The sequence below is a fragment of the Streptomyces canus genome (assembly GCF_030816965.1).
Classification (GTDB): domain Bacteria; phylum Actinomycetota; class Actinomycetes; order Streptomycetales; family Streptomycetaceae; genus Streptomyces; species Streptomyces canus_E.
Genome location: NZ_JAUSYQ010000002.1, coordinates 8155741 through 8170311, shown reverse-complemented (window position 1 = coordinate 8170311; position 14571 = coordinate 8155741). Strand labels below are relative to the sequence as shown.

The 14571-nt window shown below is 69.0% G+C and carries 13 protein-coding genes and 2 pseudogenes; 11 read left to right on the top strand and 4 right to left on the bottom strand.

Translation table 11 applies throughout. The features are described from left to right. Nucleotides 1-178: 178 nt before the first annotated feature. The 5 genes from QF027_RS38490 to QF027_RS38465 all read left to right on the top strand — a co-directional run bounded on the left by QF027_RS38490 (nt 179) and on the right by QF027_RS38465 (nt 5129). Entirely contained in the window at nt 179-1717 is a 1539-nt protein-coding gene (locus QF027_RS38490; protein ID WP_307079942.1) for an MFS transporter, read from the top strand. Further along, complete coding sequence (locus QF027_RS38485; RefSeq protein ID WP_307079940.1) at nt 1717-2601, top strand: aldo/keto reductase; 885 nt, start codon at nt 1717-1719, stop codon at nt 2599-2601. The genes QF027_RS38490 and QF027_RS38485 overlap by 1 nt, the downstream gene beginning before the upstream one ends. Nucleotides 2602-2632: 31 nt before the next feature. Then, on the top strand, nt 2633-2764 hold the full coding sequence (locus tag QF027_RS38480) for a hypothetical protein (protein ID WP_307079938.1): 132 nt from the start codon (nt 2633-2635) through the stop codon (nt 2762-2764). A gap of 266 nt (nt 2765-3030) precedes the next feature. After that, nucleotides 3031-3597, top strand: a complete 567-nt coding sequence (locus QF027_RS38470; RefSeq protein WP_307079936.1) for an FG-GAP repeat domain-containing protein — start codon at nt 3031-3033, stop codon at nt 3595-3597. Nucleotides 3598-4103: 506 nt separating this feature from the next. Next, entirely contained in the window at nt 4104-5129 is a 1026-nt protein-coding gene (locus QF027_RS38465) for an aldo/keto reductase (protein WP_307079934.1), read from the top strand. Nucleotides 5130-5350: 221 nt separating this feature from the next. Here the strand turns inward: QF027_RS38465 and QF027_RS38460 are convergent, their stop codons facing one another. Next, nucleotides 5351-5554 carry a helix-turn-helix domain-containing protein gene (locus QF027_RS38460; protein WP_307079932.1) on the bottom strand — a complete coding sequence of 68 codons (204 nt, stop codon included), beginning with the start codon at nt 5552-5554 and terminating at the stop codon, nt 5351-5353. A gap of 168 nt (nt 5555-5722) precedes the next feature. On the opposite strand from QF027_RS38460, the pseudogene QF027_RS38455 reads away from it, so the two are divergent. Next, nucleotides 5723-5995 (top strand): annotated as a pseudogene (locus tag QF027_RS38455) (transposase); the annotation flags it as partial. Between the two features lie 26 nt (nt 5996-6021). Then, a pseudogene (locus QF027_RS38450) lies at nt 6022-6213 on the top strand (integrase core domain-containing protein); the annotation flags it as partial. On the opposite strand, the gene QF027_RS38445 reads toward QF027_RS38450, so the two are convergent. The 3 genes from QF027_RS38445 to QF027_RS38435 all read right to left on the bottom strand — a co-directional run bounded on the left by QF027_RS38445 (nt 6210) and on the right by QF027_RS38435 (nt 9122). Continuing rightward, entirely contained in the window at nt 6210-7310 is a 1101-nt protein-coding gene (locus tag QF027_RS38445) for an AI-2E family transporter (RefSeq protein ID WP_307079930.1), read from the bottom strand. The pseudogene QF027_RS38450 and the gene QF027_RS38445 sit on opposite strands and share 4 nt — an antisense overlap. Nucleotides 7311-7417: 107 nt before the next feature. Continuing rightward, entirely contained in the window at nt 7418-8398 is a 981-nt protein-coding gene (locus QF027_RS38440) for an alpha/beta hydrolase (protein WP_307079928.1), read from the bottom strand. 40 nt (nt 8399-8438) lie between these two features. After that, nucleotides 8439-9122, bottom strand: a complete 684-nt coding sequence (locus QF027_RS38435; protein WP_307079926.1) for a TetR/AcrR family transcriptional regulator — start codon at nt 9120-9122, stop codon at nt 8439-8441. 338 nt (nt 9123-9460) lie between these two features. Between QF027_RS38435 and QF027_RS38430 the strand changes: the two genes are divergently transcribed. From QF027_RS38430 to QF027_RS38415, 4 genes are all read left to right on the top strand, one after another. Continuing rightward, nucleotides 9461-10351, top strand: a complete 891-nt coding sequence (locus QF027_RS38430; RefSeq protein ID WP_307079924.1) for a helix-turn-helix transcriptional regulator — start codon at nt 9461-9463, stop codon at nt 10349-10351. Nucleotides 10352-10584: 233 nt separating this feature from the next. Beyond that, nucleotides 10585-11238 carry a (2Fe-2S)-binding protein gene (locus QF027_RS38425; RefSeq protein WP_307079922.1) on the top strand — a complete coding sequence of 218 codons (654 nt, stop codon included), beginning with the start codon at nt 10585-10587 and terminating at the stop codon, nt 11236-11238. Between the two features lie 5 nt (nt 11239-11243). Further along, the gene (locus tag QF027_RS38420) at nt 11244-12224 is read left to right on the top strand and encodes an FAD binding domain-containing protein (protein ID WP_307079920.1); all 981 of its coding nucleotides are present in this window, start codon (nt 11244-11246) and stop codon (nt 12222-12224) included. After that, nucleotides 12221-14428 carry a xanthine dehydrogenase family protein molybdopterin-binding subunit gene (locus QF027_RS38415; RefSeq protein ID WP_307079918.1) on the top strand — a complete coding sequence of 736 codons (2208 nt, stop codon included), beginning with the start codon at nt 12221-12223 and terminating at the stop codon, nt 14426-14428. The genes QF027_RS38420 and QF027_RS38415 overlap by 4 nt, the downstream gene beginning before the upstream one ends. Nucleotides 14429-14571 lie beyond the last annotated feature (143 nt).

Below are 14571 nucleotides of genomic sequence, written 5' to 3'. Positions count from 1 at the left end.
TCCTGTGTGTCGTGCCGAGACCTTCACGTTAGGTCTGTCCGAGCCGGCCTGCGAGGTACTGCTAGTACCTGGAAGAGCAGTGACTCCCACTCGTGGGCCGACGTGCAGTTACCTGGGGAAGGCCAGAACTGGCGGTCCGAGACCGGGCCTGAACTCACAGCCGACTCGAAGGAACACCGTGCGCGCAGCACCCACATGCGAGGCCGGCGACGTCCGTGCCGGGCACGTCGCCGACCCGAGCCGTCCGGGCACCACCCGTGTGCCGAGTGACGCAGGGGTCACCACGCCGTCTCCGCCGACGCGCCGGGACCGGTGCGAGCAGCGCGGGGCCCCGGCCCGCTCGACACTGATCCTCGCGATCATCTGCGTCAGCTACTTCATGGTCATCCTGGACAACTCCATCGTGTTCACCGGGCTGCCGCAGATCCGGTCCGACATGGGCTTCTCCGAAACCGGCCTGTCCTGGATCACCAATGCCTACGTCCTGGTCTTCGGCGGGCTGCTGCTCCTGGGCGCGCGAGCCGGTGACCTGTTCGGACACCGCAGGGTCTTCCTGTTCTCGCTGATCGCCTTCTCGCTGGCCTCGCTCCTGGTGGGCGCCGCGCAGACCGCTTGGTGGCTGATCGCCGCCCGGGCGCTCCAGGGCGTCGGGGCGGCGGTGCTGGCTCCCTCCGCGCTGTCTCTGCTCACGCGCAGTTTCGCCGAGGGCCGGGCCCGCAACCGGGCCATGGCCGCCTACAGTGCTGTGGCCGGTCTCGGTGCGGCCTTCGGCCTGGTCGTCGGGGGGCTCGTCGCCGACCTGGTCTCGTGGCGGGCCGGGTTCTTCCTCAACGTGCCGATCGGCATCGTGATGATGGTGCTGGCCCTGCGGTTCCTGCCCGAGACCGACCGCCGACGGGGCCGCTTCGACATCACCGGGGCTCTGCTGGCGACGCTGGGCTCGACCGCCCTGGTCCTGGGGATCGTCGATGCGGCCGACCACGGCTGGACGGCTTCTGCCACCCTGCTCCCCCTGGGGGCCGGTGCGGTGATGCTGGGCCTGTTCGTGCAGGTGGAGCGGCGGGCCGCGCAGCCGATCGTTCCGTTGCGGCTGTTCGCGAGCCGGGAGCGCAGCGGCGCCTACGTCACCCGGATGCTCTACATGGGCGCGATGATGGGTTTCTTCTTCTTCACCGCGCAGTTCGTACAGAGTGTCTACCACTGGACACCATTGCAGGCCGGGCTCTCCTTCCTGCCGATGACGCTGGTCAACTTCGTCTTCGCCGTCCGGGTGCCGCGACTACTGGAGAGGTTCGGCAGGCCGCGGGTGCTCGCCGCCGGAATCGCTCTGACCACGGTGGGCATGGCCTGGCTGAGCCGCCTCGACCTGCACACGCCCTACCTGACGGGAGTGGCGTTGCCAATGGTGCTCATAGGCGCCGGCCAGGGGCTGGCGCTGGCCCCGCTGACCTCCAGCGGCGTCGACGGCGTCACCCCTGAGGACGCGGGGGCCGGCTCGGGCCTGGTCAACACCGTTCACCAGGTCGGCAGCGCGCTGAGCCTGAGCATCCTGACCGCTGTGGCCGCCGCCGTCTCCACCGGCCATGCGGCCGCCGACATCGCGTCCCGCTCGGGCGCGGCCCTGACCGGCTCCACCGTGCTGCTCGCCCTGGCCGTCGTGACCGTCCTGACATTCATCGTGCCCGTACGGGCCACCCGGAACGAAAGGTCTCTGTGATGCAGACCCTCACCCTCAACAACGGCGTCGAGATGCCCGTCCTCGGGCTCGGCGTCTTCCAGACCCCGCCGGACGAGACCCGGGCGGCCGTCACGGCGGCCCTCGACCTCGGCTACAGGCACATCGACACCGCCGCCGCGTACGGCAACGAACGCGAGGTCGGTCAGGCCATCCGCGAGTCCGCGGTGCCGCGCGAGGACATCTTCGTCGAGACCAAGATCTGGATCAGGGACTACGGCTACGCCGAGACCTTGCACGGCTTCGACAAGAGCGCCGCCAAGCTCGGCGTCGACCGGATCGACCTTCTGATCCTGCACCAGGCCCTGCCGTCGGACTTCGACAAGACCCTCGCCGCCTACCGCGCCTTGGAAAAGCTCCTGGCCGACGGCAAGGTCCGAGCCATCGGCGTCAGCAACTTCATGGTCGATCACCTGACGGCGCTGCTCGACGCGACCTCCGTCGTGCCGGCCGTCAACCAGTTGGAGATCCACCCCTACTTCCAGCAGCGCGCCGTACTCGACTTCGACGACCGGCACGGCATCCTCAACCAGGCGTGGTCCCCCATCGGCGGGATCACCTTCTACCCGGGCTACGGCGAGGACCGCAGGAGCGTCCTTGACGACCCGGCCGTCACCCGCATCGCCGAGGCGCACGGCAAGAGCCCGGCCCAGGTGCTGCTGCGCTGGGGCCTCCAGCAGGGCCGCTCGGTGATCCCCAAGTCGACCAAGCGCCACCGGATCGCCGAGAACATCGACGTCTTCGACTTCGAACTCACCGCGGACGAGTTGAAGGCCCTCGACGGCCTGGAGACCGGCCGTCGCGGAGGTCCCGAGCCGGAGAACGTCACCCTCGCCGACTTCGGCCGTGCCGTCCCCGAAGCCTGACATCACCTCCCATCCGCGAAACGGAATCACCGTGTCGACCACTGTCAACGCGTTCGGCGCCCACGAGGCCGGCCGGCTGCTCGGTCCCGTCACCATCGAGCGCCGCGACGTCGGCCCGCACGACGTCAAGCTCGACATCCTGTTCTGCGGCATCTGCCAATGAGCAACTCCCATCACGTATGGCCCGTACGGCACCGTCCTGCACGAGGGCCTACACGATGACCTTCCCCACTGCCTCAGCCAGGACCTGCTTCCCCAGCTGTGGCCGGTGCTGCGCACTCTGGTCGGTCGCACCGTGCGCACGGTGTGGGAGGACGCTCTTCCCTCAGCTCGCCTCCCGCAATCCGGCAGCAGCGCGACGGACATGCCGGAGCTGCACACGCGGCTCCTGGCGGACGTGATCGCGCTTGCGAGGGCCGGTTCACCACCATGCACATCGGCTCCGGTGAACGCTCCCAGTACGAGCAGACCGGCTTCAAGGGCAGCGGTGACGTCGGCGCCGGCCGTATCGGCGACGATCCGCACGCCTATGTGGCGGCCACGGAGCCGTTCCACGGCAACACCGTCGCCGTGTACGTCAAGGAGGGACCGGGCACCCCGGTCCACGAGGCGACCTGGCGCCGCGTTGTCCTCGACGTGTTCGGCGACCCCAACGAACTCGGCGAAGGCCCCGGCCACCAGATCGTCTGCGCGGACTTCGACAACGACGGCGACGACGAGTTCCTCGTCGCCCTGCGCGGGCCGTGGCCCTGCCAGGACGTCTTCTATGCACTCGACATCCGGGCCGGTGTCTTCGCCAAGTGGCGGGTGTCCTCCGACTCCACCGCACGCATCGCCGTGGGCGACTTCAACGGAGACGGCCGACTCGACTTCGCGACCATCGCCTACAAGGTCGACAAGTACTTCGTCGCCCGAGACGCGAAACTGTCCCTCTTCCGCAACCAGACGGACACCACCGATTCCGCCAGAGACCGCGCGGCACCGGACAGCCCCTGACGACAGGGCGCGGGCTGTCCGGTGCTGGTCGTCCGTGCGCCAAGACGCCACCGAAGGGAGCGACGCGCGGTGACAGATGAGGATCACACCGGCGGGCCTGAGGGCCGTGCCCCGAAGACGGCACCCGGGTACGGCCCCGGCGCCACCGCGGCCGGGCTGCGCCCGCGGTGGGGCCCGCCCCCGCCAAGGGGGTACTGACAGACCCCTGGACGAAGGGGGCCCCCTCCAGCCATCGGCACCGGGTTTGCAAATGCTTTACTTAATTCGAGCAGTGATCACGCCTATCGCGAGCTGTCTGCGTCTTTCGCGCTCAACAATCAGCCTCCTTCAGTGAACCCGATTCGAAGTCAAGAACAAAGAGGAGAAGAACTGTCGTGAACCGCCGTGGATTCATGGCTGCCGGCCTTGGAGTTGGCGCAGTGTCCTTCCTACCTGTTTCAGCCGCGCAGGCGACAACCCCTAAACCTTCCGCGCCCAGTCCACACCCGATGAGCACAGAGCGCCGCATGCTCGGCTCGCTGGAAGTCTCCGCCCTGGGGATGGGCTGCCAGAACTTCGCCGGGATGTACGGGCCGCCGACCGACACCAAGGAAGCGGTCCGGGTGATCCGGGCGGCCTATGACCGGGGTGTCACGTTTTTCGATATCGCCGAAGTCTACGGGCCGTACCTTGGCGAGGAGATAGTCGGCAAGGCACTGAAGCCGGTACGCGACAAGGTGGTGATCGCTACCAAGTTCGGGTTCGACATCGGTCGGGACGGCCAGATTCAGGGCCTCAACAGCCGTCCCGAGCACATCAGGCAGGTGACCAAGGAATCACTCCGGCGCCTGAAGACCGACTACGTCGATCTCATGTATCAACACCGCGTCGATCCCAAGGTGCCCATCGAGGAAGTGGCCGGGACGGTCCAGGAGTTGATCGCCGAGGGCAAGATCCGCCACTTCGGCCTGTCCGCTGCTGGCGGGGCGACCATTCGTCGCGCGCACAAGGTTCAGCGGGTCACGGCGGTGCAGAACGAATACTCCGTCTGGACACGCGATCCGGAGATAGAAGCACTGCGGGCCTGCGAAGAGCTGGGCATCGGGTTCGTGCCGTGGAGTCCGCTCGGAATGGGGTATCTGACCGGCACTGTCACTCCGAGGATGGTGCACGGCCCCGCGGATCTGAGGGCTTCACTGCCACGCTTCACTCCGGAGGCGCGTCGCGCGAACTGGCCCGTTGTCGAACTGCTGCAGCGTGTGGGAGCACGCCACCAGGCGACGCCTGCCCAGACAGCACTGGCCTGGTTGCTCGCCCGCAAGCCGTGGATCGTGTCCATTCCGGGGCCGATCACGCAGGGGCACATGGAAGAAAACATGGACGCTCTGCAGGTCCGGCTGACCACCGCCGACATCGCGGATATCGAGGACGGCTTCGCTCAGATCAAGGTGCAGGGCGCGCGCTTGAGCGAGCCGATGCTCGCCATGATCGACGTCGGGGCCAAGCTGGGGACGAGCTCGGAAGGCGGGCACGGCAACTCGCCCCTGCCGTAGCTTGGGAATTGACATCACAGGTCAATCGACCTGCTGAGATCCCAGGAAACCGACGCACGTGACGTGGCCGTTCTTCACGCTTCGAGATGTCGAGCAACGAAGCGCGAAAGAACGGCCGCTTCCTATGAGGCTCCGCGTCGACGTGCGTCTCGGTCGGCCGCATCGACGCCGTGACGGTGCGTCCATCCCCTGGGAACAGGACGAAATACAGCCCGGGCCGTTCAGCCTGCCGGACTGAGGTTCTCGGCGGCCTCTCGCACACAGGCGTCGAGGAAGCCCGGGAACCGGGCGTTCAGTTCGTCGGCGCGCAGAGCGTTTATCTTGGATGTGCCCGCGTAGTACTGGCGGATGATGCCCGCCGCACGCAGGACGTCGAAGTGGTGCGTGGCGGTGAGCGGGCCACCGGCAGATCGAGGCCTCCGCATCTGACGTGCTGCCCGGCGCGGTACAGCTGGGCAGTGATGCTGCGGCGCACCGGATCCACGAGCGCGTCCAGCACCGCCTGGAGGGTGAACTCGTGCGGCTCGGGTGTGCGGGAATCCGGTCGGTGTACTGGGTCACCCGTACCTCCTTCATGGCGGATGGCTGCTGCGATCCCCGCGTCCTCCGGCAAGACCAGCCGCCACCGCCTCAACCGCGGAGGCGACCGTCAGGCCAACCACGCCCTCTACATGATCACCGTCAGCCGCATGGCCTGGGAGCCACGCACACGCGCCTATGTGGCCCGCAGGACAGCCGAAGGCAAGACGAAGACCGAGATCATCCGCTGCTTGAAGCGACACATCGCCCGTGAGGTCTACGGCCTACTCGTCCCGCGCCCCCCAGCGCACCCACCTGCCCGCGAAGATCTGGCAACCGCAGCCTGACCTTCCTTGACAGCTATAGGAGCATCGGCAAGGCCGAACGCTTCCACCACACCCTGCTCGACGAATGGGCCTACCACCGGCCCCACACCTCAGACGCCGAACGCCGAGCCGCGTTTCCCGACTGACTGGACTGGTACAACTACCACCGACCCCACACCGGAATCAGCGGCCAACCCCCAGCCAGCCGCGTCACCAACCTGTCCGAACAGCACACCTAGGCCCTCGCGACCTCCCCCTTCTCCCCTCCCCCATGTCGCTTCCGGAGCTCCGAGACCACCCCGAACGCGGCCGCGGTCAGCGGCACCGACAGCAGCATGCCGAGGATCCCGGCGACGGAGGCGCCGGCAGTGAGAGCCAGCAGGACCACTGCTGGGTGCATCTGCAGCGTGCGGCTCTGGATCATCGGCTGGAGTACGTTCCCCTCAATGGTCTGCACCGCAAGCACCAGTCCGAGGACCCACAGCGCGGTGCCGAGACCGTCGTCGGCGAACGCTACGAGGACCGCGACCGCGCCCGAGAGAAGCGCACCGAGGTAGGGGATGTACGCACCGATGAACACCAGCGCCCCCAGCCCGGCGGCATTCGGGACCTGGAGGACCAGCAGACCGACGGTGATGCAGACGGCGTTGATGAAGGCGATGATCGTGGTTCCGCGCATGAAGCCCTCGATCGCCTGGAAGGCCCGGCGGGCCATGGCTACGACGGTGTCCCCGGAGCCGCGGGGTGCCAGCGAGTGCAGCGCGGCGACGGCCCTGTCGGAGTCCCGCAGGAAGAAGAAGAGCAGCAGGATCGCGAGAAAGCCTGTCGCGATCATCTCCGTGAGCACGCTGACGCCGCTCATCACGCCGGCGGCAGCGGTACCTCCGAACTGGGACGCCAGGTCCTTGGCGTTCTTGGCGGTCTCGTCCAGGGAGGTCCCCGCCGCCTCGAACGTCCCACTGAGCGACTGCGCCGCGTCCCGCAGCGAGGAGATGATCTGGTCGCCGGTGTCGATCAGGGCGGTCACCACGATGTAGGAGGCTCCGCCCATGACCAGGACCACGGTGGTGCAGGTCAGCCCGGCGGCAAGGGACTTGTTGATCTTCATGGCGACGAGTCGCCGGTAGAGCGGGCCGAGCAGGGCCGCACCCAGCAGCGCGAGCAGTACGGGTGTGACGACGGCCTGGAACGTGATGCAGAACCAGACGATCAGGGAAACGACACCGCTCAGGAGGAGCACCAGTGCGCTGCCTGCGGCGAGGCGCCGGGCGGGCTCCGGCAGCGGGCTCTGACGGCTTTCCGCCCGGCTCCATCCCGCTTCTGCCGACTGACTCACGGATACGACCGTGGTGCGTATCACCGGTCGCGGTCGGTGCACCTGCAGGCGCCGACGGCGCGGGTGCCGCCCGCGAAGGTCTCTTCGAGGGGTTCCCCTACGGCTGTTCATGGTGTTTCTGTCTCCGCTCGCACTCGGCCGCCGAGGCGCGGCCGGCCTCGACTCTGCTGCAGCTCGCGCGCGAGCGCCTTCACCTGCTGACGCCAGAAGTCCTGGGAGACCTCGACATCGGGAAACACCGCGTCAAACCCGTGGAAAGCCCCGGGGACGACGTGAAGTTCACACGGGACCCCGCTGTCGTCCAGTCGGCGCGCGTACTCGACGTCCTCGTCGTGGAAAAGGTCGAGGGTGCCCACTCCGATCCAGGCCGGGGGGAGCTTGGTGAGGTCCTCGCGGCGGGCTGCGGCCGCGTACGGGGAGACGTCCGGGCCCGCGACGGCGTCGCCGAGGTAGGACGACCAGCCGTATCTGTTGCTCTTGGCCGTCCACAGGCGCACGTCGAGGGCGTCCAGGTCGGTTCGCGTTGTCGTGCGGTCGTCCAGCATCGGGTAGACCAGCAGTTGGAACACCGGACGGATCTCGGCACGGTCATGGGCGAGCAGCGCGAGGGCCGCGGCGATGCCGCCGCCCGCGCTGGCACCGCCGATCGCGATGCGGTCGATGTCGATGTGGAGGTGGCGCGCCTGCGCGACCAGGCCACGCAGCGCGGCGTAGGCGTCCTCCACCGCGGCGGGTGCGGGACTGTGCGACGCCAGCCGGTAGCGAACCGCGGCGACGGTGATGCCGAGTTCACGGGCGAAGGCGATGCTCGTGCGGTCGTCGTTCTGCGGGGCTCCGAAGATGAGGCCGCCTCCGTGTACCCACAGCAGGGCCGGCGCCGTCGTCTTCAGGCCGGCCGGCTGGAAGACGCGCAGAGAGACGTCCGGCGCCCCCTCGGGGCCGGGCACGACCACTTCCTGGACAGTGATGTCCGGGCCGGGAACGACCGGGCGCGCCTTCAAGCTGCGCATGATGCGTGACGACAGGGGGCCGTAGGACATCTTGGGGATGAAGCGGCCCCGCGCGAGATCGGGATGGATGTCGTTCATCGGATCCTCGTCAGCCCGCTCGGCAGGGGGAACGATGTCATCAGGTGGTCTCCTCGTCGTGCGCGTTCGGAATCGTCAGGACACCCTGCGGGCGAACGCCGGACCGGTGGGCGGTCGTTTCACCCGCACCGACCGGGAGGCCGTCACGCAGTTGTGCCAGGTCCTCGCGGACCAGGTCCGGCAGTGTGGCGCCGGTTTCGCCTCTGGCCCCGATCTCGACCGACGTCCGCAGCACTGCGGCTGCCGTGGCGGCCAGGAGTCGCGTAGCCAGGTCCCGCTCGACATCGGTGCCGGTACGGTCGGCGATGAACTCGGCGAGTCGCTGATGGGCGTCCTCGTAGGCGACAAAATGCTGGGCCCGCATCGCCGGGTTCTCGGCCACTGCGCGCATCAACACCGCGATGTCGTCGCGCTGAACGGCGAACGTCGCCGTGAAGGCCGGAAGCACCTTGACCAGGGAATCCCACACCGGTTCCTCCGCAGGCCTGGCCCGCATGGTGTCGACGAGGGTGGTGCCCCGCGAGACCAATCCGTGGAGGATCGCCTTCTCACGGCTCCCGAAGTAGTTGCGGAACGTCCGCGGGGACCCATCCGCCGCCTCGGCGACGGCCTCCGGGGTCGCCGCGTCCAGACCCTGCTCCGCCATCAATGACCACGCGGCGTGGCTCAACGCGGAGCGCGTCGCCAGCTTCTTCCGCTGCCGCAGGCTCAACTCAGACGTCACGCCGGTGATCATCCAAGATTCTTTCTATTTTGGCAATCTTTCCTTCTTGGCAAATTTTTTCCCATGGGCCCACGCTGTGCGCACGGGTCAGCAGGCGTCCATCGGAGCTGTGCATACAGCTACTCGGCGGGGCTCTGTCACACCGATGAGGAACTGTCATTTGCCAAGGCACGACGGCGTCGATGGCGCTGGCATGGGGGCGCTGTGGGTACCCGCCGTCCAGGCAACCGCCCGCGGTCCCCACGCGCCGCCGCACCGGCCACCGCACTTCCGGGGGGGGTCTGCCAGTACCCCTTTCAGGGCCCGACGGGGCGGGAGGCCGTCCTACGGTGGTTCCCATGGACCGCAGCAGCGAGATCCGTGAGTTCCTGCGCACCCGCCGGGCCCGGATCACTCCCGAGCAGGCCGGCCTCACCCCACATCCGGGGCCCCGCCGCGTGCCGGGGCTGCGCCGCGAGGAAGTCGCCCAGCTAGCCGGAGTCAGCGTCGACTACTACGTCCGCCTGGAGCGCGGCCGCACCCAGGGCGTCTCCGAGGCCGTCCTGGACGCCGTCGCCCGCGCCCTGCACCTCGACGACGTCGAACGCGCCCATTTCTTCACCCTCGCGCAGCCCAAGCCCACCGCCCGAACCCGCCGCCAGCGCCCTCTCGCCCCCCAAAGGGTCCACCCGGTCCTCTACCGCACCCTGGACGCGCTCAGCGTTCCCGCGGTGATCGAGGGGCGACGGCTGGACATCCTGGCCGCCAACAAGCTCGCCTGCGCCCTCTACACCGACTTCGAAGCCCGACCCCATCGCGAGCGCAACTTCGCCCGCTACGTCTTCCTCGACGAGGCCGCCCGCACCCTGTACACCGACTGGGACGAGGTCGCCGAGACCTGCGTGTCCAGGCTCCGCCTGTACGCCGGCCGTCACCCCGACGACCCGCAGCTCACCGAGCTGATCGGCGAGTTGTCCCTGCACAGCGACATCTTCCGCAGCTTGTGGGCCGACCACGACGTCGTCGCGCACACCACCGGTACCAAACGCCTGCACCACCCTCTCGTCGGCGACCTCACTCTCGAATTCGCGGTCCTCGCCGTCGAAGGCGACCCCGAACAGTGCCTCGTCATCTACACGCCCGAACCCTCCTCCCCCACCGCCGAAGCCCTGGGCATCCTCTCCAGCTGGACCACCACGTCCGCCACCAACCCCCACACCACCCGACAGACACGCAACCCGGCCGGCTGACACCCGCGGCGCAACCGCAGGATCACATCCCGAGCAGCGGGGCAACGACGGCCCGCGCCGGATGGAGTGCAGCGGCCCTGCCGCCACAGCCCCTCACGCACCGAGGCAGCATCCGTCATCTCAGGCGACGGGGCGGGCCGGCCGGTTGCCACACCTGGGAGACGACACCAGTTCTCCTGCAAGCGCGCCGATGAGCAAGGCCGTTGACCTTCCACCGAGTAGAAAGCGTACGCATGTCTACTGAAGTCACTGATTCAGCTGCCCCTCCGCCGACCGCACCCCCGTCGGAACCGTCCACGTCGGAACCGTCCCGGCGCACCTTCGTCGCCACGACCGCCGTCGTCGGTGGTGCTGTGATGGCGGGCGGTCTGGCGGGACCACTCGGCCTGGGCGCCGAGGAGGCGGTCGCCGCTGACGGACCACCCAGCGGCCGTGTCTCCCTGACCGTCAACGGCAAGCGGCACACCGTCACGGTCGACAACCGGACCTCGCTGCTGGATCTGCTGCGCGAGCATCTGGAGCTGACCGGCAGCAAGAAGGGCTGCAACGCAGGTGCCTGCGGGGCCTGCACGGTCCTGGTCGACGGACGGCGGGTCAACTCCTGCCTGACGCTGGCGATACGGCTGGAGGGCGCCGAGGTCACCACCATCGAGGGCCTGTCCGACGGCGACGAACTGCACCCGCTCCAGCAGGCGTTCATCGAACAGGACGCCTTCCAGTGCGGCTACTGCACCCCCGGCCAGATCATGTCCGGCGTCGGCTGCATCCAGGAGGGCCACACCGGCTCCAAGGACGAGATCCGGGAGTTCATGAGCGGCAACATCTGCCGCTGCGGCTGCTACGTCAAGATCGTGCGCGCGGTCGAGCAGACCGCGCACGGGAAGTGAGCGCCATGTACCCCTTCTCGTACACCACGGCGGAGAACACCCGCGAGGCCCTAAACGCGGGCCGGCGCGGCGGACGCTACATCGCCGGCGGCACCACCCTGGTCGACCTGATGCGCGAGACCGTCGAACGCCCCGAGACGCTGGTCGACATCACGGCTCTGCCCCTGCGGGAGGTCACGGTCACCGAGCGCGGTGGCCTGCGCATCGGCGCGCTGGTGCGGATGGCCGAGGCCGCCGCCCATCCCAAGGTGCGCACTCTCCACCCCGTGATCTCGCAGGCGCTGGAGCTGAGCGCGTCGGCCCAGCTGCGGAACATGGCAACCATCGGCGGCAACATCATGCAGCGCACCCGGTGCACGTACTTCCGTGACGTCACCGCGAACTGCAACAAGCGCGAACCCGGATCGGGCTGCGCCGCGTTGGAGGGCTTCAACCGCACCCACGCGATCCTGGGCACCTCCGAGAACTGCGTGGCCACCCATCCCTCGGACGTGGCCGTCGCCTTCGCCGCACTCGAGGCGACCGTGCACCTGCTCGGCCCGGACGGACAGCGCACCGTGCCCTTCGCCGACTTCCTGCTCCGGCCCGGCAGCACACCCAATCGCGAACAGGCCATCCGGCAGGGCGAGTTGATCAGTGCCGTGGAGATCCCGCCGCTTCCCCGCCCCCTGAAGTCCGGCTATCTGAAGGTCCGTGACCGGCAGTCCTACGAATTCGCCCTCACCTCCGCGGCCGTCGCCCTGCACATCCGCGGCGGGCGGATCCAGGAGGCCAAGGTCGCCGCCGGAGGCGTCGGCACCGTGCCATGGAAGCTGCCCGCCGTCGAGAGGCACCTCATCGGCGAACGACCGTCGGCAAGCCTGTGGGCTGCGGCGGCCGAACGCGCGGCCGACGGGGCCCGCCCCCTGGAGCACAACCGCTTCAAAGTCGAGTTGGTGAAGCGCACCGTCGAACGCCAGCTGCGCGTCGTAGGAGGTACCAAGTGAGCCCTCAGCCGCAGGCAGCCGTGGGAGCTCCGCTGTCCCGTGTGGACGGCCGGCTGAAGGTGACCGGGAAGGCGACGTACGCCGCCGAGCACGACATCGGCGGCGTGGTCCACGCGGTCGTCGTCGACAGCACGGTCGCTCGCGGCCGGATCACCGGCATCGACACCCGCGCCGCCCTCGCCCAGCCCGGCGTCCTGAAGGTGATCAACCACCTCAACGCGCCCAAGCTGGCCTACCGCGACAACCCCGCCTCGATCGACCCGCTGGAAGGCGACAGACTGCACGTCTTCCAGGACGACCAGGTCCGCTTCCACGGGCAGCCGGTCGCCGCCGTCGTCGCCACCACGCTGGAGACGGCGCAGCACGCGGCGAGCCTGGTGAAGGTCTCCTACGACGCCCGGCAGCCGTCGACCGACATGGCCGACCCGGCCGACCGCCCGGACTGGAAGCCCATCACCTACGCGCGCGGTGACGCGGACAAGGCGCTCGCCTCCGCCGCCGTACAGCTGGATGTCACGTACCATCTGGGCCGCAACCACCACAACCCGATGGAGCCGCACGCCACCATCGCCCGCTGGGACGGGGACAAGCTGACACTGTGGGACAAGACCCAGTGGGTGCCCGGGACGCAGGTCGAGCTGGCCGCCGTGTTCGGTATCCCGCAGGAGTCGATCCGGGTCGTCTCGCCGTTCGTCGGCGGCGGGTTCGGCGGCGCGATCCGCTCCTGGCCGCACGTCACGATCGCGGCCGTCGCCGCCCGTGAGACGGGCCGCCCGGTCAAACTCGTGCTCTCGCGCAAGCAGCTCTACTTCGGGGTCGGTTACCGGCCCACGTACGAGTTCCGGCTGGGCCTGGGCAGTGACCGGCGCGGGCGCCTGACCGCCATGGTCAACGACGTCACGGCCGAGACCTCGACGTACGAGAACTTCGTGGAAGAGGGCGTCCTGGCCCCCGGCAACATGTTCTACAGCACCCCCAACGTCCGCCAGGAGTACCGGACGGTGTCGCTCGACGTGAACACGCCGTGCTGGATGCGCGGGCCCGGCTACGCCACCGGCTCCTTCGCCGTCGAGTCGGCGATGGACGAACTCGCCCACGAACTCGGCATCGACCCGATCGAGCTGCGCAGGCGCAACGAGCCGGCCGAGGACGAGTCGAGCGGACTGCCGTTCTCCACCCGGCGGCTGCGCGAGTGCTACACCACTGGCGCCCGCGAGTTCGGCTGGGACCGCCGCAACCCCAAGCCCCGCTCGACCCGCGACGGGGACTGGCTGATCGGCACCGGCATGGCCGCCGGCGTCTACCACCACCTCTACTGGGCGGCCCAGGCGTCGGTCCGGCTCGACGCCGACGGCACGGCCCTGGTCGAGGCCGCGACCAGCGACATGGGCCCGGGCACCTACACCTCCCAGAGCCAGCTCGCCGCCGACGCGCTCGGTCTGACCATGCGCAACGTGACCTTCCGGCTCGGCGACTCCCGCATGCCCGTGACCCCGCCGCACGGCGGCTCCATGACCATGGCCAACGTCGGCTCCGCCGTCCAGGACGGCTGCGACAAGCTGCGCAAGCAGGCGATCGAACTCGCCGTCGGGGACGAGGACTCGCCGCTGTACGGCGCCGACGCCGACACCGTCGTCGTACGCGGCGGGCGGCTGTACGTGAAGGACAATCCCGCGCGCGGGGAGACCTACCAGCGGCTGCTGGCCCGCAACAACCGCACCCACCTCGAGGTGCTCGGCTCCTACACTCCCGAAGAGCCCCACCGGGCCTCGGTGCACTCCTACGGCGCGGTGTTCGCCGAGGTCGCCGTCGACGCCCGCCTCGGTCTCGTCCGGGTGCGGCGGATGCTCGGCGTGTACGACGTGGGCCGCGTCATCAGCCCCAAGCTCGCCGACAGCCAGGCCCTGGGCGGCATGGTCGGCGGCATCGGGCAGGCCCTGCTTGAGCACATGGTCATGGACCAGCGCGACGGCCGGATCGTGAACGCCGACCTGGCCAACTATCTCGTCCCCGTCAACGCCGACATCCCCGACCTCAAGGCCATCTACCTCGACGGGGAGGACCACGAGGCCGACCCCATCGGCGTCAAGGGCATCGGCGAAGTCGTCCAGCTCGGGGTGGCCGCCTCCCTCGCCAACGCGGTCTTCCACGCCACCGGACGCCGCATCCGCACCCTGCCCATCACGGCGGAAGCCCTGCTCTGAGCAACCGGGCCCGCCACGACCGCCCTGCGGGCCGCCCCGCCACGCAGGGCACACCAGGGCCGCCGCCGCGAACTCCGTCCCCCCGGCGGTGCGGCGGCGGCCCGTTCACCACATCCCTCGAGGAAGACCCGGTGAGGAAGACC